24 protein-coding genes are annotated in these 20,987 nt (G+C 49.8%); 13 read left to right on the top strand and 11 right to left on the bottom strand.

What is annotated here, in order from left to right; all coding sequences use genetic code 11:
* The first annotated feature begins 36 nt into the window (after positions 1-36).
* Positions 37-2,205, top strand: coding sequence for a COR domain-containing protein (locus H6G21_RS25550; protein WP_242041569.1), 2,169 nt, complete (start codon positions 37-39; stop codon positions 2,203-2,205).
* A gap of 378 nt (positions 2,206-2,583) precedes the next feature.
* Positions 2,584-3,459, top strand: coding sequence for an alpha/beta hydrolase (locus H6G21_RS01175; RefSeq protein ID WP_190569646.1), 876 nt, complete (start codon positions 2,584-2,586; stop codon positions 3,457-3,459).
* Positions 3,460-3,548: 89 nt separating this feature from the next.
* Here the strand turns inward: H6G21_RS01175 and H6G21_RS01170 are convergent, their stop codons facing one another.
* Entirely contained in the window at positions 3,549-3,668 is a 120-nt protein-coding gene (locus H6G21_RS01170; RefSeq protein WP_190569644.1) for a photosystem II reaction center protein Ycf12, read from the bottom strand.
* 355 nt (positions 3,669-4,023) lie between these two features.
* Between H6G21_RS01170 and H6G21_RS01165 the strand changes: the two genes are divergently transcribed.
* The 3 genes from H6G21_RS01165 to H6G21_RS01155 all read left to right on the top strand — a co-directional run bounded on the left by H6G21_RS01165 (position 4,024) and on the right by H6G21_RS01155 (position 5,258).
* On the top strand, positions 4,024-4,374 hold the full coding sequence (locus H6G21_RS01165; protein ID WP_190569642.1) for a YkgJ family cysteine cluster protein: 351 nt from the start codon (positions 4,024-4,026) through the stop codon (positions 4,372-4,374).
* A 158-nt stretch (positions 4,375-4,532) separates the two neighbouring features.
* A complete protein-coding gene (locus H6G21_RS01160) occupies positions 4,533-4,922 on the top strand; it encodes a TMEM165/GDT1 family protein (protein WP_199306955.1) in 390 nt (129 codons plus the stop codon).
* Between the two features lie 3 nt (positions 4,923-4,925).
* Positions 4,926-5,258 carry a TMEM165/GDT1 family protein gene (locus tag H6G21_RS01155; RefSeq protein ID WP_190569640.1) on the top strand — a complete coding sequence of 111 codons (333 nt, stop codon included), beginning with the start codon at positions 4,926-4,928 and terminating at the stop codon, positions 5,256-5,258.
* Here the strand turns inward: H6G21_RS01155 and H6G21_RS01150 are convergent.
* A complete protein-coding gene (locus H6G21_RS01150) occupies positions 5,226-5,717 on the bottom strand; it encodes a hypothetical protein (RefSeq protein ID WP_347277955.1) in 492 nt (163 codons plus the stop codon). The two genes, H6G21_RS01155 and H6G21_RS01150, sit on opposite strands and share 33 nt — an antisense overlap.
* Before the next feature lie 867 nt (positions 5,718-6,584).
* Between H6G21_RS01150 and H6G21_RS01145 the strand changes: the two genes are divergently transcribed.
* On the top strand, positions 6,585-7,166 hold the full coding sequence (locus H6G21_RS01145; RefSeq protein ID WP_190569638.1) for a DUF2808 domain-containing protein: 582 nt from the start codon (positions 6,585-6,587) through the stop codon (positions 7,164-7,166).
* Between the two features lie 3 nt (positions 7,167-7,169).
* On the opposite strand, the gene H6G21_RS01140 is transcribed toward H6G21_RS01145, so the two are convergent.
* Together H6G21_RS01140 and H6G21_RS01135 are read right to left on the bottom strand one after the other, a co-directional pair.
* On the bottom strand, positions 7,170-7,520 hold the full coding sequence (locus H6G21_RS01140; protein ID WP_190570431.1) for a phenylpyruvate tautomerase MIF-related protein: 351 nt from the start codon (positions 7,518-7,520) through the stop codon (positions 7,170-7,172).
* A gap of 241 nt (positions 7,521-7,761) precedes the next feature.
* Positions 7,762-8,574 carry a DUF4114 domain-containing protein gene (locus H6G21_RS01135; RefSeq protein ID WP_190569636.1) on the bottom strand — a complete coding sequence of 271 codons (813 nt, stop codon included), beginning with the start codon at positions 8,572-8,574 and terminating at the stop codon, positions 7,762-7,764.
* A 346-nt stretch (positions 8,575-8,920) separates the two neighbouring features.
* Between H6G21_RS01135 and H6G21_RS01130 the strand changes: the two genes are divergently transcribed.
* Positions 8,921-9,910: an inositol monophosphatase family protein gene (locus H6G21_RS01130; RefSeq protein WP_190569634.1), complete on the top strand. Its 990-nt coding sequence runs from the start codon at positions 8,921-8,923 to the stop codon at positions 9,908-9,910.
* Positions 9,911-10,018: 108 nt separating this feature from the next.
* Here the strand turns inward: H6G21_RS01130 and H6G21_RS01125 are convergent, their stop codons facing one another.
* Positions 10,019-11,086 (bottom strand): potassium channel protein, encoded by a 1,068-nt coding sequence (locus H6G21_RS01125; protein WP_190569632.1) that lies wholly within the window; start codon positions 11,084-11,086, stop codon positions 10,019-10,021.
* Positions 11,087-11,172: 86 nt separating this feature from the next.
* Here H6G21_RS01125 and msrA point away from each other — a divergent pair, with 86 nt between their 5' ends.
* Positions 11,173-11,823: a peptide-methionine (S)-S-oxide reductase MsrA gene (gene msrA, locus H6G21_RS01120; protein WP_190569630.1), complete on the top strand. Its 651-nt coding sequence runs from the start codon at positions 11,173-11,175 to the stop codon at positions 11,821-11,823.
* 226 nt (positions 11,824-12,049) lie between these two features.
* On the top strand, positions 12,050-13,216 hold the full coding sequence (locus H6G21_RS01115) for a glycosyltransferase (protein ID WP_190569628.1): 1,167 nt from the start codon (positions 12,050-12,052) through the stop codon (positions 13,214-13,216).
* 160 nt (positions 13,217-13,376) lie between these two features.
* Here H6G21_RS01115 and H6G21_RS01110 read toward each other — a convergent pair whose 3' ends face one another.
* The 3 genes from H6G21_RS01110 to H6G21_RS01100 all read right to left on the bottom strand — a co-directional run bounded on the left by H6G21_RS01110 (position 13,377) and on the right by H6G21_RS01100 (position 15,430).
* A complete protein-coding gene (locus H6G21_RS01110) occupies positions 13,377-13,910 on the bottom strand; it encodes an NYN domain-containing protein (RefSeq protein ID WP_242041606.1) in 534 nt (177 codons plus the stop codon).
* A gap of 427 nt (positions 13,911-14,337) precedes the next feature.
* On the bottom strand, positions 14,338-14,892 hold the full coding sequence (locus tag H6G21_RS01105; protein ID WP_190569626.1) for an FKBP-type peptidyl-prolyl cis-trans isomerase: 555 nt from the start codon (positions 14,890-14,892) through the stop codon (positions 14,338-14,340).
* 214 nt (positions 14,893-15,106) lie between these two features.
* On the bottom strand, positions 15,107-15,430 hold the full coding sequence (locus H6G21_RS01100; protein ID WP_190569624.1) for a phasin family protein: 324 nt from the start codon (positions 15,428-15,430) through the stop codon (positions 15,107-15,109).
* A gap of 151 nt (positions 15,431-15,581) precedes the next feature.
* On the opposite strand from H6G21_RS01100, the gene H6G21_RS01095 reads away from it, so the two are divergent.
* Together H6G21_RS01095 and H6G21_RS01090 are read left to right on the top strand one after the other, a co-directional pair.
* The gene (locus tag H6G21_RS01095) at positions 15,582-15,911 is read left to right on the top strand and encodes a TIGR03792 family protein (protein WP_190569622.1); all 330 of its coding nucleotides are present in this window, start codon (positions 15,582-15,584) and stop codon (positions 15,909-15,911) included.
* Positions 15,912-15,946: 35 nt separating this feature from the next.
* Positions 15,947-16,303 (top strand): hypothetical protein, encoded by a 357-nt coding sequence (locus H6G21_RS01090; RefSeq protein WP_190569620.1) that lies wholly within the window; start codon positions 15,947-15,949, stop codon positions 16,301-16,303.
* 23 nt (positions 16,304-16,326) lie between these two features.
* Here the strand turns inward: H6G21_RS01090 and H6G21_RS01085 are convergent, their stop codons facing one another.
* The gene (locus H6G21_RS01085) at positions 16,327-16,509 is read right to left on the bottom strand and encodes a hypothetical protein (RefSeq protein WP_190569618.1); all 183 of its coding nucleotides are present in this window, start codon (positions 16,507-16,509) and stop codon (positions 16,327-16,329) included.
* A gap of 253 nt (positions 16,510-16,762) precedes the next feature.
* Here H6G21_RS01085 and H6G21_RS01080 point away from each other — a divergent pair, with 253 nt between their 5' ends.
* Positions 16,763-17,962 carry a DNA double-strand break repair nuclease NurA gene (locus tag H6G21_RS01080; protein ID WP_190569615.1) on the top strand — a complete coding sequence of 400 codons (1,200 nt, stop codon included), beginning with the start codon at positions 16,763-16,765 and terminating at the stop codon, positions 17,960-17,962.
* 27 nt (positions 17,963-17,989) lie between these two features.
* On the opposite strand, the gene H6G21_RS01075 is transcribed toward H6G21_RS01080, so the two are convergent.
* Both H6G21_RS01075 and H6G21_RS01070 read right to left on the bottom strand, forming a co-directional pair.
* On the bottom strand, positions 17,990-18,490 hold the full coding sequence (locus tag H6G21_RS01075) for a hypothetical protein (protein ID WP_190569613.1): 501 nt from the start codon (positions 18,488-18,490) through the stop codon (positions 17,990-17,992).
* 137 nt (positions 18,491-18,627) lie between these two features.
* Positions 18,628-19,860, bottom strand: a complete 1,233-nt coding sequence (locus H6G21_RS01070) for a methionine gamma-lyase family protein (RefSeq protein ID WP_190569611.1) — start codon at positions 19,858-19,860, stop codon at positions 18,628-18,630.
* 167 nt (positions 19,861-20,027) lie between these two features.
* Between H6G21_RS01070 and H6G21_RS01065 the strand changes: the two genes are divergently transcribed.
* Positions 20,028-20,846 (top strand): acyl-CoA desaturase, encoded by an 819-nt coding sequence (locus tag H6G21_RS01065; RefSeq protein WP_190569609.1) that lies wholly within the window; start codon positions 20,028-20,030, stop codon positions 20,844-20,846.
* The last annotated feature ends 141 nt before the right edge of the window (positions 20,847-20,987 follow it).

The following is a 20,987-nucleotide window of genomic DNA, read 5'->3' as shown; positions in this document are numbered from 1 at the left end:
CCGCAATGGCTCGCAAGTGGTAGGCTGGAGATCGAAATGGCTCACCAGTTTGTCTTCGATTGCATTAATCTCTACAATAACCCGATCGAAAAGCCGCCTCTGGAGATCGCTCGACAGGGCAATGCTGCCATTCTGAACTACTATGCCCAGCTTGCAGCCCAAGGGAAAGATTATCTCTATGAAGCCAAACTGCTGATCGTCGGTGAAGGCGAAGCAGGCAAAACCACCCTGGCCCATAAACTCCTTGACCCCAACTGCCCCCTGCCCCACATTGACGATCGCACGCGCGGCATCCAAGTTCAAACCCATTCCTTCCCCTGCCGTAAGCACGATCGATCGGACAACCCAGAAGCCCCCAACTTCCATCTCAACATCTGGGACTTTGGCGGCCAAGAAATCTACCACGCCACCCATCGCTTCTTTCTGTCCAAACGTTCCCTCTACATCCTCGTCGCCGACAACCGCAAAGACGACACCGACTTCAACTACTGGCTCAACATCCTCGAACGCTTTGCAGGCGACAGCCCCCTGATCATCGTCCTCAACGAAAAAGGCGACATTCAACGCAGCCTCAATCGCGCTGACCTGCTCAGCCGCTACCCCGACAGCATCAAAGCCATCATCCCCATTAACTTCAAAACCCACGAAGAATCCGATCGCGCCAAAGCCGAGCAGCGCCTCAAAACCATCCACAACCTAATTGGCCAGATCGAACACTGCGCCCAAACCCTCCCCCACATCGGAGAAGCCGTCCCCGCCCGCTGGGTCGATGTCCGCCAAGCGATCGAAGACGACCCCCGCGACTACATCTACCGCACCCAGTTCGACGAACTCTGTCAGACCCACGACATCACCACTAGTCAAAACATCGACACCCTCCTCAGCTACTTCCACGACCTCGGCATTCTGCTCCACTACGCCGACAACCCCCACCTGCGCGATCGGGTCATCCTCAAACCCACCTGGGCCACCAACGCCGTCTATCGCATCTTCGACAACGACACCATCAAAGCCAAAGCCGGACGCTTCAGCCGCCAAGACTGCACCCACATCTGGAACAACTCCCACGATCGGCACACCCACGATGTCCTGATCGAACTGATGAAAAACTTTCGTCTAGTCTACGAAATTGATAGCTCTGGCCAACTCGTCGCCCCCCAACTCCTCCCCGAAAACACCCCCCCCTACGACTGGGACGAAACCCACAACAGCCACATGCAATTTCGCTACGACGCCTTCATGCCAAAGGGCATTTTCTGGCAATTCGCAGTCACCCTCTATCGCTACATCCCCAACCACGATTGGGTCTGGCGCAACGGCATGATCATCCGCCGAGGCAACACCTGGGCAGAAATCAAAGAAGACCTGAACCTCCGCCAAATTTCCCTCCGCTTACGTGGCCCCAGCATCGCCGAATTTCGAGCCGTCATCGTCGATGAACTAGACAGCATCAGCCAGTCCTACCATCGCTTGCAGTACAACAAAATGATTCCCTGCCAATGCCACCAATGCAAAGACAGCAACCACCCCCACTTTTTCAAATATTCCCGTCTAAAAGAACGCCAAGAATCCGGCAAAAAACCAACGATCGAATGCGAAATTAGTGAAGCCGACGTTTCCCTAAACCTACTCCTAGAAGGCTTTGAAGTCCAGCAAATTCTAGCCACCCTCCCCGACAAAAAAGGCCCAGAACCCACCCCACCTGAAACCCATCCACCCACTATGCGAACCATTAAAATTTTTCTAGCATCCTCATCCGAACTAAAGACCGATCGAGAACAGTTCGAGATCTTCATTAGTCGTCAGAATGATTACTACTTAGATCGGGGCATTCGCTTAAAGCTCGTGATTTGGGAAAACTTTCTTGATGCCATGTCTAAGACGCGATCGCAAGACGAATATAACAAAGCGATCGCAGACTGTGACGTATTTGTTAGCCTGTTCTATACAAAAGTTGGGCAATACACCGAAGAAGAATTTATTACAGCACTGGAAACATTTAAGAATAGCGATCGGCCCTTAATTTATACCTATTTTAAAGATGCACCCATCAACATGAGTCGCATCACACCAGAAATTATGACTCTACTTAACTTCAAGCAGAAACTCTCTGACATGGGGCATTTTTATCAAAACTATGTAGATATCAATGACCTCAAACACCAATTTGGCGAACAGCTTGTCAAATTCCTACCCCAAATTTGATCCCCCTCTTTTTTCTAGCGCAGCAGCGCGTCAGCAGCCCTAAGGTGAAAAACAAGGTGGAAAAACAAGCTACGATCGCACAACCATTTGATAAAACGCAAGTAATTCCTTAGCCAACGCCTGATTGGTATATTTCACCAGTAGATAATCAGGCAGCCTTGAAAGACATTGAACCGCTATTTGATACAGCTCCCGGTACCCCTGCATTCGATCGTTTAGCCATTCTCATTACGGTAGTCGAAACCTAAGAAAAAATAGCGCATCCGATCGACCTACCTGAACCGATTGAAACCATTCAATATTAGATGCAAACACGCGAATGGTCACGGCGAGATTTAGAATCTTGACAGTTCATCAAGTCACCCTCCCTAGTCCCCCATGTCCCATAACCCCGATTGGAAATCCTGGATTATTGGCCATTGGTCATGGTGGCGCATTTTACGCATTCCCCCACTGATCTACGGCACGATCGCCGCCTATGCCTACTTCCTCAGCGATCGACAAATGTTTCCTGCCCCCGCCCCCAGCTACACCGACACCCCCGAAATTCTCAAACTCTCTACCCCCAACCAACAGCAAATCTCCGCCCTCTACCTGAACCATCCCACCGCACAATACACCCTGCTCTACAGCCACGGCAACGGCGAAGACCTCGGCACCATTCAGCCCCACCTCGCCCGCCTCAATCAACTCGGCTTACGCATCTTTGCCTACGACTACCGAGGTTACGGCACCAGCCAAGGCACCCCCTCCGAAACCGCTGCCTACGAAGACATTCAAACCGCCTACAACTACCTCACCACCCACCTCAAAACCCCACCCCAAAACATTATCCTAATGGGTCGATCGATCGGTAGCGGCCCCTCCGTTCACCTCGCCACCCAAAAACCCGTCGCTGGCCTCATCCTGGAAAGTGCCTTCACCAGTATCTTCCGAGTCATTGTGCCCTTCCCGTTACTCCCCTTTGACAAATTTCCCAACCGCGATCGCCTGCCCCAAGTCCGCTGCCCGGTTCTAGTTATTCACGGCACCCAGGACAGCGTCATTCCCTTCCACCACGGCCAAACCCTCTACACCGCCGCCAACCAACCTAAAACCTTCCTCCCGATCGCTGGAGCCGACCACAACGATGTGAGTGGCATCGGCGGTCCTCAGTACTGGCAAGGGATCCAAACCTTCCAACAGCAACTGCCCGCCATCTCAACCCGTCACCGCTTGTCCCCAATGAAAAAGCCCAACCCCAAACAGGGTTAGGCTCTAGAGCTACTCTCTCTTACAAACTTTTGGATAGATTCAGTAATGCCTACCAATCGATGGACGGGCTACCGAAGTGATGGCCTGACTTACAGATCGCCACCACGTAGAAACAGCAGAAACACGATAACCGGCCCTGCTACAACAATGAGAAACAGAGTTAACAACTGGAAAATAACCGTAAAGTTAATTGCACTCAAGAAGTCCATTGATCCGTGATCCTCCCAAACTAGCCCAAGAAACCTCGAAGTCTTAGCTGCAATAACGCATATTTTATAGGTCGAAGGCATCAACCTTAAAGAAGTTTACAAAACTCCAAAAAACTCAATTCTCAGGCTGTCCTGAAATCGGGTTGTACTGGATCGCGTAAACTTTCGTGCCCTTAGTTTCTCATATTCTGTGGCCCCCTGTTGCGATCGAATCAGGGTTTCTTTACAAGGACGGGCGAGTTGTGGTCTGCAATGGGCTGATTCTTCGATCGCTTTCCAGGAATACCCATAGACTTTCGCCCCATAACCCTGGACAATAAAGCCTTGTCTTTTTACGATTTTCTCCCTCCTGCCCATGGCTACCTGGCAATGCATCAAAAACTGTGGGGCGTGCTGCCAACTGGATCCTAACGATCGACCCGATCTAGAGGATTACCTCACACCAGAAGAATTGATGCTCTACCTCAGCATGGTGGGCGAAGATGGCTGGTGCATTCACTTCGACCACACCACCCGCGAATGTTCCATCTACGAGAAACGTCCTTCCTTCTGCCGCGTCACCCCAGATACCTTTGAACAGATGTTTGGCGTCCCTGCCGATGAGCTCAACGACTTCGCGATCGACTGTTGCCGAGAGCAAATTGAAGCGGTCTACGGCGATCGTAGTCTAGAGATGCTGAGCTTCGATCGGGCGGTTGGCATCTAAGCCCCCGTAAGTTACAAGTCATCCCAGGCACGAGTCACCCTAGGAAAAGCGCGATCTATATAGCCGATCGATTACAGGCCGATCGATATACGGATCGATCGGCAATAGGCTCGTGATACAAGGCCGCTGTGAATCTGTGCTATAAATATGAAAAGAAAATGAAAGCATATTCCAGCGGCATGACACCCTTAAACCTTGCACCGCCCAAACCCACCCTTGACGATCAGTCGCGTAACACCACAGCAGTTCCCACTTCAACCGCTGCACCGGGCGTTTTCAATTGCTTTCTGTCCACGTTTGTCACAATTTTTCTAGCAGAACTGGGCGACAAAACCCAAGTGGCCACCCTGCTGATGAGTGCTCAATCGCACCAGCCTTGGGTCGTTTTTGCAGGCGCAGCGTCCGCCCTCATTGCCACTAGTCTTGTCGGTGTTCTCATCGGTCGTTGGCTGACGAAACGGTTAACCCCACGCACCTTGGAATTGGCCACAGGGGGCATTCTTGCCGTCGTTGCAACATTGCTCTTTATTGATATCGCAGGGATGTAAACCATGCATTGGCACTTACTCAGCCTCAGCTTTATTACCGTTTTTCTAGCAGAACTGGGCGATAAAAGCCAGCTCGCTGCGATCGCCCTGAGTGGCAATGCAAAATCCGCTAAAGCAGTCTTTTTCGGGGCTGTAGCGGCCTTGGTTCTCGCCAGTTTGATTGGCGTTTTAGTGGGGGAAGGCACCGCTCAAGTGTTGCCGACCCGTTGGACAAAGCTAATTGCTGCGATCGGGTTTGCAGTCATGGCGGTGCGACTTCTTTTCTTTAGCAATAACGAGGCCGAGGTCTCCAACGAACCCGAACTAGTGGGTCAGTCGGAAACTCCGTTGCAGTAATAGACCCAAGCAGCCTAATTTGACAATTTCCAACCCCCAGTACAGTAAATGGAACTGGTTCATTGCTGCGGGTACCAGGGCTTCACTGCCATCCTGAAGGTTGAGGCCCATGGCACTCATTTGCGGCGATAGAACATAGGTAAACATCAGGGCAATGATCACCGTCGTCAGTGCCAGGGGAATGTTGCGTAGAACGGCTTCCCGTTCCACTGGGGGCAGCTTCTGTTTCCAAAGAAATCCACTCAAGACGATCGCGCCACAGAGGACTTCTAAGCGATTAAAGATCCCAAACAAGGCGTATCCCGCCGTTGCAAATTCACTCTGGCTCATCATGCCAGACCAGTACAGACTGGGGATTACCAGAAAGTCCAGGAGCAAACTGCCACTGAGCCACAGTGCCAGCGTCCCAATGATGAATAAATGCCAGGACGAAACCGACCAAGATAGGGGGCGTAACACGGAAGATGTTGAGTTTCCTCTCGGTTGACTGAGCATCATCTCACCTACTTTTAGAATTCAAAAGGTAACTCGGTTATCAGTAACTCGGTCAAATGTGAAACGTAAAACGTGAAAACTCGGGGTGAGAATCGTCAAAGATTGAGCGAGCATCCATTCCATCAAGCATCCGTTCAATCAATAGTGCAAGCAACAAGTATAAAAACAGTACAAGAAACGAATACAAGAAACGATTTCTCCCCAGGGTTTCTGATTTTTGAGCTAATTTAACAATTTCTCGATCGCTCCTAATCAATCAAAATTGTTATCGAATTACCTTACTTTTAGACTAACAAAAATAGTCTAAAATGCTCAGAAAACTAAGCTAAAAATCATACTTGGCTATGCTGGGCCATGCTTTGCCCTGACTGGATACAACGCCTTCACCCATGGAAAACGGGTCTCATGATGAAACCCGCTTTCACGACAGTCAACGCTCGACAGTTAAACAAGACAACTCTTTCTACCACTCCTTCAACCATTGTGTACTGCACTAGTGTGTACTGCACTAGATGTACTTCATGAGATGTACTTCACTAGTGTATAAAGGTTGGTGTGAAGACTGGAAATGGACTAATTTTGAACTTCACAGGATAGCGATCGAAAGAAAACAAAAGTGAACATCCAAAAAAGATCTTGCAGACCTAGCTGAATTCAAAAATTAGCTCGATTCTGAAGTCATTTCTTGAAAAAGTTCATCTTTGCTAAGAGAGCCTTGAAGAGTCCAATACCTCTCTTAAATGCCTTACTAGTTAAGCTATCATCTTCTTAGATGAGCGAACGCCTTTTTTAACAAAGTCAAACCGACTTTAACAGAAGTATAACTTTCCCATGAGTCCTCACTATTTCACCCGCCTCACAACGATCGCACTCCTTGGAGGACTGCTGGGCTTGGTTGGGGTTGGCAGCAGTACAAGGCCGATCTCAGCGGTGCAACTGCAAGATGGTATGGTGTACTTTAAGCAACCGCCCAGTTTGGTTGATGCTATTACCACCAGTACGATCGCTAACGATTGGACGGCAACCTATTACTTCACGATCTCGCTTCCGGCCACCGCAGGGGAACCTCTACAAAAAGTTACTATTACCCAGGCAGAGGGGATCGATCGCGTCCACTTTTCAACCCAACATATCTCGGCCTTTGCAGGGCAACCCCGTCAGCTAGGGCAACGGTTTACGATCGCGAACGCCGACGTTGATCGCGCTGCCAGAACCGTGACGATCGAGTTTGATCCAGCCCTGGCTCCCGGACAGATGGTCACGATCGTCCTCGATCCCGATCGGAATCCTTTTTCTGAAGGGGTTTATTTATTCGGTGTCACAGCCTATCCTCAAGGCGAAAAGGCCCACGGCCAGTTTTTGGGCTATGGGCGTTTTCACTTTTATCGCGGGGTCGGGTTATTTTTTCGCTAGAACTCAACCAAACGTTCCGCCATTCCAGCCCCACATAGTGCCCTTGGCATCATTGAATTCAATGTAAATCCGATTGGCGGGAACCCCCAGTGCTTGCTCAATCTGGGCACAAAAATCTTGGCTCATGGCTTTGGTTTGTTGTGGTGTCATGGAACCAATACTTTTCACTTCCACGTAACAGGTGGGATCGGTTGTTCCGCCAAAGGTCATAGGTTGTCCCCCTTCCAGCGCCGTCATCACATAGGACTCTGGCTTACCAGTGTGTTTGGCAAGGCTAGCAGAGAGGTGTTTCAGTAATCCCGTGACCTGGGGATTGTCAGGTGTGGCAGAGGTTTTTACTTGGATGAGGGGCATGTTTACTTCCTCGCGATCGATCTTGCCCAGCATATCAAACTTGCCCAGCACGCCCAACTTGCCCAACTTGCCCAACTTGCCCAACTTGCCCAACTTGCCCAGCATACTAAATTGGCCTGTTTAACTTGTGAAAACACAAACGGGGAGCGATCTGCACGATCGCTCCCCGCAAGCACATGACTTAAACGGTACAAAACTTAAACGGTATAAAACTTAAACGGTGTAGTAGTCTTCCAAGAAATTATTCAGCTTGCTCGGATTGACGACGACGACCCTTCAGCGCGCCAGCAGCCGTCAGCCCCAGCAGAGACAACACAACAGAAGGTTCTGGAACATCCTTACCCAGGAACGCATCGACGTTTTTCTTGCCCACATCAACGACGAAGATAGTGTCATTAAAGTCACGGTCAGAGACTTCAGCAAATTTGCCCTGTCTAGACCGACCCGTTCCGTACAGATCTTCGAAGCCCATCAGCAGGTAGCCTGTATCCTTAATTGCGTAGGCAACGACGTGCTGCAACTTATCTGGGTTGGCCGCATCCTTGGTACCGAAGATGTAGGCATCATTGCCCCGATTCAAGCCATCGGCCCGTAGAGAGAAGTCCAGTTGACTGCCACCTTTGATCGTACCCAGTCTGACCCCATCCCCAAATTTCAGTGCGTTACCGCCCCAAGATCCAGCACAACCTGCCCCCGAGCAGGAAATGTCTTTGAAGATCACGCCTTGGGTGGCGGTGGTACCTGTGGAACTGAAAGCCAACTGGTTCCGGTAGCCTGCACCCTCGTTGATGAAATAGGTGGAAACGTTGTAGTCGTATTTCAGGGAGAGTTTAGTAGGATCAAGCTTAAATTGACCGCTGTTTTGAATGGCTAATCCTTCTTGTTGCACATACTTTTGGAACGGAGCATCGTTGAAGCCTGTTTGAGACTTACTCAGAATTTGGGGCTGAGGCATATCCCACACAGAATTGGCGGATGCAGAGGACGCCTGAACCGTCATTCCTGCTAAAGAAGCCGTTACAACGAATAAACCGGTGAAGAATTTCTTGTTCATGTCAAATCAACTGAGTGTAGCTAGCGGTAGGCTTTGAGCGATGCCTGCTTGTCTTAGCGGTATCTTTTTACACTTGTAACTCAGAAGATTGGGCGTTGCCTAGAGTCCCCTCAAGTTCTTTATCGGATGCTTAATTCAAGGGATATCAAGCGATAATTTTACGGATATCCAGGATCGATTACCCATTATTGAGTTGGTATCAAACTGCTTCACGAAGCCCCTTTTTCTGTAGGAGTACGGTCTTTTTCAGCAAACTATGCTGGATACCAGGCAATCATGATTGTCGGGTGAACATTGGTCAGTTAAGTTACCTAGCAGAGATCTCGTAGAAGCAGGTAACGTTGATATGGCTCTAGTCCAGGAAAAACAGATCGCGATCGCGGCAGTGCGGGCAACAGCTCAGGTTTGTCAGGCCATTCGTGTCCAAAAAGCAATGCAGGTTCTTGGCAAAGGGGATGCTAGCCCGGTGACGGTGGCGGACTTTGCGGCCCAAGCCCTTCTCTGCCAGAGCATCGCTTCAGCGTTTCCCCAGGATGCGATCGTGGCGGAAGAATCGGCTAGCCTGCTTCGTCAACCCGACTATGCCCACCTACTTCAGCAAGTGACGATGTGGGTTCAGGGGCAAGTTCCCTCAGCAACGCCTAAAAAAGTTTGTGACTGGATCGACCTTGGCCAAGGCAACGTGGACAGCGATTCTAAGAGTCGTTTTTGGACGATCGACCCGATCGATGGAACCAAAGGGTTTGTACGCGGTGACCAATACGCGATCGCCGTAGCGTTGATTGAGTCAGGGACTGTCCAGCTTGGGATTTTGGGCTGTCCAGCGCTCACCCTCCCTGGATTGCCCCACGGCCTGATTATGAGTGCCATCCGAGGTCATGGGGTTGAAACCACCTGCCTACAGACGGGGAGAACTCAGCCCTGGACACCGCCCTCCCAGGGGCTTGTGCGTCTTGCGGAAAGTGTTGAAGCTGGCCATGGCAATCCTGATTTGCAACGACAGGTGGCCCGCCAAGCAGGCTGTCTAGAATCGCCTCTTGCCATGGATAGTCAGGCGAAATATGTGGCGATTGTGGGGGGACAAGCGGCGCTCTACATGCGATTACCCTGGGTTGCTCGCCCGGACTATCGGGAAAATATTTGGGATCATGCGGCGGGTAGTCTGCTGATTGAAGCCGCAGGGGGAACGGTGACGGACATGCACGGTAAACCCTTGAACTTTGGGCACAGTCCCCAACTGATGGATAACGCTGGGATTATTGCCAGTTTGGGAGTGGATCACGATCGGGTCATCTCAGCCCTCTCCAGAAGCTCAGGCAATACTCAAGGCCACTAGGAAGGAGGAGCAGGAGCCAAGATTATCAGATTCTTAAGCTTGGTTGCACGGATGGGACAATTGCACGCATGGGACAATTGCACGCATGGGACGATTGCACGAATGGAACTACAGCGTTTCGGGTTGGCCATAGTCGGAATCATTAAACTTACGTTTGACGATATAGCGCTGCACCAGTTTGGGCAAATCGCCTCGGTGCCCCATCACGATGAGAATATCTTCCCGTTCCAAAATGAGCGATCGGCGAGGGTGAATGATCATTTGGCCATTGGCTTTGCGTAGAGCCACGATGATGAATGTGCCTTTACCCCGTGCTTCCAAGGTCCCCACCGTGCTCCCCAGCAGGGGAGAATTGGGCGAGATGGCTACCTCATCCACCTGTACATCCACCTTGGAGAGTAACTCATTCAGCGTATTACGCCCATCTCCTTCATCCAAAAAGTCCAGGGTGGCTGGATGGGTAATCATATGGGCAATCCGTGCTGCACTAATGGATGCGGGGAGGATGACCTGATCGGCTCCGGCTAGGCGCAGTTTCTTTTCGGTGGAAGGAATTTCTCCTCGAGCCAAAATGCGCAGTTCCGGATTCAGTTCGCGGGCGGTGAGGGTAATGAAGACATTGGTGGCATCATCCGGCAATACCGACGCAAGAACGTGTGCCCGCTCGATGCCCACTGCCCGCAAAATCTCTTCATTGGCTGCATTGCCCGTTTTAACTAGATAGCCTAGGGATTCGGCAATTTCTGTCCGTTCGGGATCGTTATCAATCACAACAAAGGCAATGCGAGCTTCCTCCAACCGCCGTGCCAAGATTTGTCCAATTCGCCCGAATCCACAAATAATGGCATGGTGTTCCAACATTTCAATTCCGCGTACCATGCGCCGTTGCCCTAAAACGTCCTGTAGTTCGCCTTCAGTAATCATCTGAATAAATCCCCCCACGATATACACCGCCGAAGAGGTGCCAGAAATAATGACAAAAATTGTAAAAATTTTGAGCGCTGGAGTGTTGATGGGGCAAACTTCGCCGTAACCCACCCCAAATACAGTGATGACAACCATGTAGGTGGAATTCAGCCAAGTGCAACCACCAATGCGATAGCCCGCGATCGCGGTAATCAGCGTTGCACAGAATACTAAAAAACCTGTGACGATGCGTTTAACCGGGGGTTCCATTCTGGGAAAGGCCAAAGCGGCTCGAAGAACGATGAAGTAGAATAGTAAGCAGGACAAACGTAAAGAACTGTATCAAAGAAAATCCTATGGTGCTGTTTGGATTTGGCAAAAAAGCGACGATGCCCTCAAAAGAGAGTGCATTGCCTGGACGGGCTGAACAAATGCCAGTTCCGGCACAGCACTTTGTTAACGGCAATCCCCTGAAGCCGCCCTTTCCCGCTGGAATGGAGATGGCAATTTTTGGTCTCGGCTGTTTCTGGGGTGCGGAACGCAAGTTTTGGCAACAGGAAGGGGTTTACACCACAGCGGTGGGTTATGCGGCTGGGTATACTCCCAATCCAACCTATCAGGAAGTTTGCAGTGGGATGACGGGGCATAACGAAGTTGTCTTCGTGGTTTATGATCCCAAGGTGATTAACTATGGAGACTTGGTGCGGGTCTTTTGGGAAAGCCATGACCCGACCCAGGGAATGCGCCAAGGGAATGATGTAGGTACCCAGTATCGATCGGGGATTTACGTCTATTCCGATGAACAGCGCAAAGTGGCGGAAGAAAGCCGCGATCGCTATCAAGCGGAATTAGCAAAAGCAGGCTATGGCAAGATCACCACAGAAATTCTGGAGGCACCGGAGTTTTACTATGCTGAGAATTATCATCAGCAGTATTTAGCGAAAAATCCTGGTGGTTATTGTGGGTTAGGGGGAACTGGGGTTTCTTGCCCTGTTGGGGTTTTGTAGACTGGCAGATTGCTTGAACGGAGTGAAGGGCATGGTTAACCGTGCCCTTTTGTGTGGACAAGGGGTATGGGTAAGAACGATCGATGACTCAAGCGCGATCGATGACTAGTGTAAATCGTTTGTGTCAATCGCTTGAGCCATTGCTGACGATCGATTGCTAGGAGCGCGAATACTATTAGATCTAGATCGCGAATACTATTAGATCCTGTGGCGTGGGGAAAGCAGTATGGAGTTTATTTGGATCGGAATCAGTCTAATATCACTGGTCATTTGGATCTATCTCCTCTGTTTTCGGGGCCAGTTTTGGCGTACGAACCAGCAATTGCCCGATCGCTCCTCCCATCGCTTCGATCGTGCACCATCCATTGCAGTCGTGATTCCAGCACGTAACGAAGCCGACGTTTTACCCATTTCCCTACGATCGCTCCTGACCCAGAATTACGATGCGACTCAATTGACGATCGTATTGGTCGATGATCATAGCGAAGACGGTACCGCAGATGTGGCGCGGCAAATTGCAGAAACGGTGGATAAAACCGAGCAATTACAAGTCATTGCCGCAGCCCCTTTGCCCAAAGGTTGGACGGGTAAATTATGGGCCTTGGAACAGGGCGTTAATCACGCGATCGCGCACCATAACCCTGATTATTTGCTTCTTACCGATGCGGATATTGAACATGCACCGGATAATCTCAAGCAATTGGTAGCCCATGCCATAACCGACGATCGGGAATTGGTTTCCCTCATGGTAAAGCTACGCTGTAAAAGTTTTTGGGAAAAACTGCTCATTCCTGCCTTTGTCTTTTTCTTTGCGAAGCTCTATCCCTTTGCCTGGGTAAATCACCCTAACCATAGGCTGGGGGCCGCAGCAGGCGGTTGTATTTTGGTAAAACGTCAAGCGATCGAACGAATTGGTGGCATTGCCGCGATTCATAATGCACTCATTGATGACTGCACGCTGGGTCAAACCATTAAAAAAACAGGAACCCATCGTATCTGGTTGGGGCTGACCAACACGACATATAGTCTCCGTCCGTATGATACGTTGAAGACAATTTGGACAATGGTTGCTCGGACTGCCTATACACAATTAAACTATTCCCCGTTACTCTTGCTGGGAACGTTGATAGGGATGTTTTTTGTGTATCTTGTACCCATTACAGGAATGATCATTGGGCTGCTGTCGGGGAGTGCAATAGTTGCGATCGTGAGTCTATTGCCCTACCTATTAATGACGATCGCGTATTTTCCAACGGTTCGATTTTATCAATGCAACCCAACGTGGAGTTTGAGTCTTCCCGCGATCGCGTTTTTGTATACCTTAATGACGATCGATTCTGCGATGCAACATTGGCAAGGCAAAGGAGGACAATGGAAAGGTAGAACGTACTAATTCTATTGATTAACCTGTTGATTAATACGTTACCTTTTCTAATTGTTTAAGCTGTTAACAGGTGCGCTACTAACATGTATAAGCTATCAACATGTATAAGCTATCAACATGTAAGTTGCCAATATCTAAGTTAACAACATGCAAGCCCTGCACGTATCAGTTACTTCGTTTTACGGATGTCGTGTTTAATCGTTTCTAAGTCAATGTAGCGATCGGCGACGTTGATCAAACTATCACTCGTCATGGTTCGCAGGCTGACCAACTCGATTTGCGTCCCCCGATAGCTCACCGAATTCACCGCATAGGCTAGGTCACCATCGCCGCTCAGAAGCACCACCGTACTGCAATGTTCCGCCAGCGTAATCATATCCACCGCAATTTCGACATCCAAGTTAGCCTTCTTAGATCCATCGGGCAACTGCACTAGCTCCTTCGTTACGACCCGATACCCATTGCGCCGCATCCACAGCAAAAATCCCTGTTGTTTTTCGTTGCTCAGATCCACGCCCGTATAAAAATACGCCCGCAGTAGACGACGCCCCTTCAACAAGCAGCACAATAATTTGGCATAGTCAATCTCAATGTCTAACTGCAAAGCCGCATAGAACAAGTTAGAGCCATCAATGAAAATTGCCACACGATCGTCCTGATCCCAACCCCAGGGCTGATCTTGTACTTTGGGCATCCAAGACATGGAAGATGAATACATATTACCTACATCATTGCCCCGCTTCGATACAATTTGCATAGCATGGTGCCTCTAAATGGATCCAGCTTTTACCGATTCAATTAATGAATAGCTGTTTCAGTCATTCTCAAATCTTAAGATTTTCTTTAGATTCTCTTGGTCAGCCTAGAGGTTTTGCTTGAAAGAAGTCAAGCGAATTTCATATATTGAAACTATTACAGAAACTACGATAGAGGGTGTTCCAGGCCGATTGTCGGGCAATGCTGAGAGACGCTCGAACCCTACGCCGGTGAGCGATCGAGCCCCACTATCACTGCTCACCATTACTGCTCGCCATCACTTCAGATAGAACGATCGGCATAAAAAAACGAGAGTCGCCAAAGCAGACTCCCGTGATTCAATCCTAGTTTTGTGGTCAGAAATTAGTCACTCATTAACCAATTTTCAGAAGTTCCACCTCAAAGACCAGCGTAGCATTCGGAGGGATAGGGCCAATGCCACGGGATCCATAACCCAATTCGGGCGGGATGATGAGTTTACGCTTGCCACCGACCTTCATCGTGGACAATCCTTCGTCCCAACCCTTAATCACCTGACCCGCTCCTAGGCTAAAGGCAAAAGGTTGATTGCGATCGCGGGAGCTATCGAACTTAGTGCCATCGGTCAGAGTCCCGGTGTAGTGCACATAGACCTTTTGGCCTGCTTGGGGTTGTGCCCCGGTGCCTTCTACAATCTCGACATACTGGAGGCCAGAATCAGTCGTAATAATTTTTTCATCCATTGGTTTCGTCTCAGTGGTAGTTTCTGAAATGGAGGGATTTAATTTAGAGGCTTCGGCAATCACCACATCTGCAACCATATCCGCCATGGATTGCCTAGGTGCAAGATTAGCCGCGATCGCCTCATCTTTACTTCCGGTTAACTGTGCCACTAACAAAACGACTGCGCAGGCAACAACTAAACCCAAGCTAATCAGAATCTCTTTCATGGGGGAAAGCTCCTAGAGAAGGCTCCTGAATTGTGTCTCGGTTATTCATTGTTACACTAACTGGTCGCCTCCGTGGGCAACAGTCAAGCGAGCCGGAGCTCATACACGAGCCGGAACTCAACAAGTGGCCAGCAGCCACTCCTGGATACATCCCTCTAGAGCACACTTCAATTTACGCCGCACAGGGTGATGACCAAAGTAAACGGAATTCTCACTAACGCCAACTCTTGTTCTCGAGATCTCGAACCTGCCGCTCTAGGCGATCGATTCTCCCCCGCAGCTCATCAACTTCTGATTGCCGAGCCACCCCCATATCTTGCATGATGTTCTTAATTTGCCGTTGAAATTGGGCTTCAAGATCACCTGGGTTGGTCTGGAGTTGCTTCAACAAGTCATTGATAAAGCCAGTCGCTTGATCTGGATTGAGCTTGCCTTCTCGCACCCATTGATCACCCACTTCTTTGAGTTTTTCTGCGGCAAGGGAGGTTGTTCCCACGCCCAGCAACAGAAGTTGCGTTAGCCAGTTGTTGTTATCCATTTAGTCTCACCTGTCGGTGCCGTTTGTTCTATTGTGTCAAAGCCTAGAAAGGACGGAAATGCGGTTTTCTAGTCGGGAACCGAAGAGAAACCGAACTTTTGGCAATCAATTAGAAAATAGAGATTAGTCATGATGATAATGGAGATAGGTGATGGTGATTGAATGGCTTAAGGTGAAAGTGCCGATCGAACTCCACGATCGTTATATTGAACAGGATGCAGCGATTTGGACCACAGCATTAGCCAACTGTGCGGGGTTTGTGGGGAAGCAAGTCTGGACTAATTCCCAAGATCCCACGGAAATAATTTTGGTCATACAATGGGCCACCCGGGAACAATGGAAAGCGATTCCGATCGAACAATTAGAGTCGATCGATCGAACCTTTGTGATGGCCATGGGGCAAGCCTTTCCATTGGTAGAAACTGGAGAGTACCATTTAGTTGCTGAAACCCTTTCCCCGTCTGACCTGCGATTGAATTGACTGACTCCTTCCGTTCAATAGATATAAGGTCCTCTATGCGCTATTGTCCCAGATGTCATCAATTAATCCGTGCCAAAGAGGTGCAATGCTCCCACTGCGGAGCCACGCTCAAAGCCTTTGGCCATGAAGGAATTGATCTGTTCCACGCCATTGGTGATACCCCCCTTTGTGAAACTTGCACCTATCACCTAGATAACACCTGTACCTATACCAAGCGACCCACCGCCCGAGAATGCACCCTCTACCGAGATATTCACCAACCGCTACCCCCTACCAGACCTAAGGCTCCTGTCCCCTTTAGCCTAGCCTGGTTTCGGCAAAATCCTGGTTGGGTCGCGATCGGGGCGTTAATTCTCCTCAGTTTACTGTTGGCTCTTTGGCAGCGAAGGTAGAGAACAGCGTAGCCCCGATCGTTCTAACTTGCCCGTCCTTCCTTGTTAATACAGCCGGGTCGATCTTTTACATGCTGGCAAACCCGTTGATACAGTACTTCCCGCGTTGATTTTGCGCCTGTGGAGAAAAATACCATATCCTGGCCGATTAATTTCTGGATTTTGACCCCGCAGATTGAGCAGACTTGCATATTGGCTTGACTCATCACCACCTCCCAGGGGCTGTTTCGACCCCAAGATTTAACCCTATTTCTTTCAAACCGTAAAGTATCCAATGCATCGAAAGCAAGTTTCTACCTTGTCCGATCCTGCGGCTTAGGGCCAATTTTCCCATTGCACCAGTCCATTGCACCAGATGCCTTCGCCCTAAATTAATACACTTGAACTCTAGTAAATTCAAGGGTATGGTGGGTCATGGGAAATGCACTGTCCCCATAACTCCAATAGGTTCCAGTTGCCATGCCACTCAAACCCAGCCAAATTCTTAACCAGCTCAACGCCAAGCGATCGGAGTTTACGGCCTTCGATGAAACAACATTTAAGCAATTGGAACTCTATAAACGGGCGTTACGGGAAGTTATGCAACTCTCCACGGCAGAACTGCAACAGCGGTTGGCCAAAAAGCGCCATTGTGGAGCCTTTCCCCTGGAACCGCTCGAAGCGAACACCAGTTGGATCATGCCCTTTGGCCTTAGTTGGAACAATCGGGAAGAGAGTAACACCTGGGTCCGGGAGCAACTAACGAATGTTTCGACTTTCGCCGTTGATGGGTCTCAGATCTATCCCGGCAAAGATTTATCCGTTCCCATCGCCTTAGTTCAAATTGGCTGGTTTGAAAACCTGCACACCGCGCAGGGTGAATATTTCAAAGATATTGAATGCTATGTGATGACCCCTCAGGATTTGCGGGTGGAGAAGCTGGGCGAACTGGCCGATCGTAAGGTGAATATGCAACGGTTCGCCATGGAAACCCAACGAATTATTGATTATCTGGAAGAGCATGAAGGCGTAGAAAACGCCCTGGCGTTTTTTGATGGTTCTTTTGTCGTCAGTTTTGCTGAAGCCTTTGATGAAGAAACCACCCAGGTTTACGTCAGTTGTGTGAAACGGTTGCTGGAAGCCAGTGAATATTATCGAGTTCCCGTTGTTGCTTTCATTGATACAACTACTGCCCGTGATATAGCATCTATGTTGCAGTCTTTGTTTTCTTTGCCAGACAATAAAGCAATCCATGATGCAAAACTGTTGAGCTATATTGAGCCTGTTAACAATCCGGGTCCAGCGATCGCTTGGCAATGGGGCGATCGCTCTCCCCTCTTTCTCTGTCAGCGATCGGGGATTTTGGAAGCCTATGGGGAGCAAATGCAGAATGTAACGTTCTGTTATCTCAAAACCAATCGGGATAGTTTACCGGCGCGGTTAGAACTCCCCCTGTGGGTCTATGAGGCAGGGCGAGCGGATCAGGTGATTGACTGGGTGCGGGCCGAGGTCGCGATCGGGGGTGGCTATCCCTACGTGATTGAAACTGCGGATCAGGTGGCGGTGGTTCAGGCCAACGATCGGCAAACCTTCTATCGCATCTTGCAAGACTGGGCTGAAAAAGAGGATTTGAAGTTACGCCTCTCCCGCAAAATGGTGAGTAAAGCCCGCCGTCGTTAAGCGATTGTCTGAAATTTTTGGGGATTCTTAGTGCGAAGGGGTGTTTTGTCCAAGGCATTGGAAGCGAGTGACATGGATGTCATAGTTGGCATAACTACCCTTGGTTCCAGCAGCTTGGTTGAGGGTAAACCGTTTAAGCACTCCCTCCACTTCAAAAGGGCCTTGGCAGGCGATCGGTTCTTTGGATAGCAGTACAAATTGATAGTTCAAAGCATCCATATACGACTGGTTTAATGGTGTACCACCTAGAGGATTTCCAGCCCGGAGAACGTGTTGCATAACCACTTTGGGTGGATTGCCCGTTACTTTGACCAATTTACCAAGACAGTTTTCCCAGGATGCACGATCGTCAGTTGATAGCTCACAGTATTTTGGCTCATCCATTTTCTGACTCACGGGCTTAGATTTCACTGCTTGAGGGCTGCCTGGTTGGCGATCCAATGACTGGCCCCGCTTCAACCACAGTCCACTACTGAGCCAAAGTCCGCTTCCTACTAAACCTGTTGTGATTAAAATGACTTTCAGCATTGGCGTGAGTCAATAAATTGGGATCAGCATTGAAACAACAAGAACATTGCACCCATCGTCTTCGTTTCTTTAATTTACTCAAATGGTAATCAGATCGGATTACTTGGTTGACTGTCTTAGTTGACTGTAACGATCGGTTAATTTGCTTTACCAATTGCATCTACTGCCGCTTCCAGCGCGATCGCCACATGGGTCCAGTGGGTACCGCCTTGGCAAAATACGACGTAGGGTTCCCGCAATGGCCCATCCGCTGAAAATTCCGACGTGCTGCCGTCAATAAACGTCCCGCCCGCCATCACCAACTGGCTTTCGTAACCGGGCATCTCTGCGGGGATGGGATCCAAATAAGACCCGATCGGAGACCAAGCTTGGATGGCCTTACAGAATGCAATGATTTTTTCTGGCGAACCCAGTTTAATCGCCTGAATTACATCTCGACGGGGATCCATCGGAGCCGGATTCACCGGATACCCCAACCGATCCATCACATAGGCCACCAGATGGTTGCCTTTTTTGGCCTCCCCCACCATTTGCGGCCCTAGGAATAAGCCCTGGAATAGCAAGCGATTTTGGTCAAACGTTGCGCCCCCGTGGCTACCCACCCCCGGAGCCGTTAACCGACAGCAAGCCATTTCCACCAAGTCCGATCGACCCGCCACGTACCCTCCAGCCGTCACGATCGTTCCCCCCGGATTTTTAATCAGCGAGCCCGCCATCAGATCCGCCCCCACCATCGTCGGTTCCTGGGTTTCAATAAACTCGCCGTAGCAGTTATCCACAAAACAAACCGTGTTAGGGTTCTGCCGTTTGACGATCGCGCAGATTTTCTCAATATCCGCGATCGATAAGCTGGGCCTCCATGCATAGCCACAGGAGCGCTGAATCGTCACCATGCGGGTTTCCGGTCGAATCGCCGTTTCCAAGGCGACCCAATCAATAAGTCCCTCTGGGGTTAAATCTAACTGACGATAAGTAATTCCAAACTCAGCCAGCGAGCCTTGCCCTTCTTCACGAGTACCGATCACCTCTTCCAACGTATCGTAGGGGGCACCCACCACCGATAGCAGCTCATCCCCCGGTCGCAGTACCCCATACAAGCAAGACGCGATCGCATGGGTTCCCGAAACAAACTGGACTCGTACCGCTGCTGATTCGGCACCAACCACCTCCGCAAACACCCGATCGAGGACTTCCCGCCCCAAATCACTATGACCATAGCCGGACACACTGGCGAAGTGGTGGGTTCCCACGCGGTGATTGCGAAAGGCATTCAGCACCCGTTGAAGATTTTGCTTGACCTGCGCATCAATACCAGAAAAAATTTCTAACAGTGCCTGCTCTGCTTGCTGAACTAGTTCCACGCTATTCATTCGAATCATCCATCCGCCGACTACAATCTAAAGGGGGATCCTAGGAGCGTGAGCCTGTAACCAGCACTCGACACCTGAACCCATGTACCCGATACCAACCGAATTTAAGCTGGTGCGGAGCTTATTGTCGCGCAGATTGGGCTGATAATCCTATCGAGATTGAGGGAATGACGACGATCGCAACTGAAAAAAAACTCCGAATTTCGTGGCACTTTGTGGCCATTATTTCCATCATCCACCTCGGAGCACTCTTCGCATTTTTGCCAGGAAACTTTAGCTGGCAGGGTGTAGGGTTGGCACTGTTTTTGCACTGGGTGACGGGGGGATTGGGTATTACTCTGGGATGGCACCGGTTGGTTGCGCACCGTAGTTTCCAAGTCCCCAAGTGGTTGGAATACTTCTTCGTTTTCTGTGGCACTTTGGCAATGCAGGGCGGCCCCGTTTGGTGGATTGGCTTACACCGCCACCATCACCTGTACTCCGATCAGTCTGTAGATCACCATGATTCTAATAAAGGCTTCTGGTGGAGCCACATGGGTTGGATGTTCCATGAAGTCCCTGCGCTCAAAGAAGTCCCCAAGTTCACCAAAGATATTGCAGACGATCCCGTTTATCGGTTCTTTGATAACTACTTCTTCCCTATTCAGATTGCCTTGGGTGTTCTGCTATACGCGATCGGGGGGCTACCCTTTGTTCTGTGGGGAATTTTTGTTCGGCTGGTTTTTGTTTACCACTGCACCTGGTTTGTGAACAGTGCAACCCATAAATTTGGCTACCGAACCTATGAAGCCGGGGACAACTCCACCAACTGCTGGTGGGTAGCGCTGTTGACCTATGGTGAAGGCTGGCACAACAACCACCACGCTTTCCAATACTCTGCCCGCCATGGGTTGAAATGGTGGGAAATTGACTTCACTTGGATGATGATCCGTACGCTGCAAGCGCTGGGTCTCGCAACGAAGGTTAAGCTAGCGGAAACCAAATAGTAACAAGTCACATTCATAATGAGTCACATCGGTGGTTTCCCCGTCCCTGGCATTCCACCAATGTGAGCGCACCCTTGATGTAGGTTGAATTAAACAGCCTGGATGAGAACCTTGATTCCATCCAGGTTGTTTGTCTTTTGG

Origin of the sequence: Alkalinema sp. FACHB-956 (assembly GCF_014697025.1) — a bacterium.
Lineage (GTDB): Bacteria > Cyanobacteriota > Cyanobacteriia > Leptolyngbyales > Leptolyngbyaceae > Alkalinema.
The sequence above is the reverse complement of the archived record's forward strand: the minus strand, read 5'-3'. Positions and strand labels throughout refer to the sequence as shown.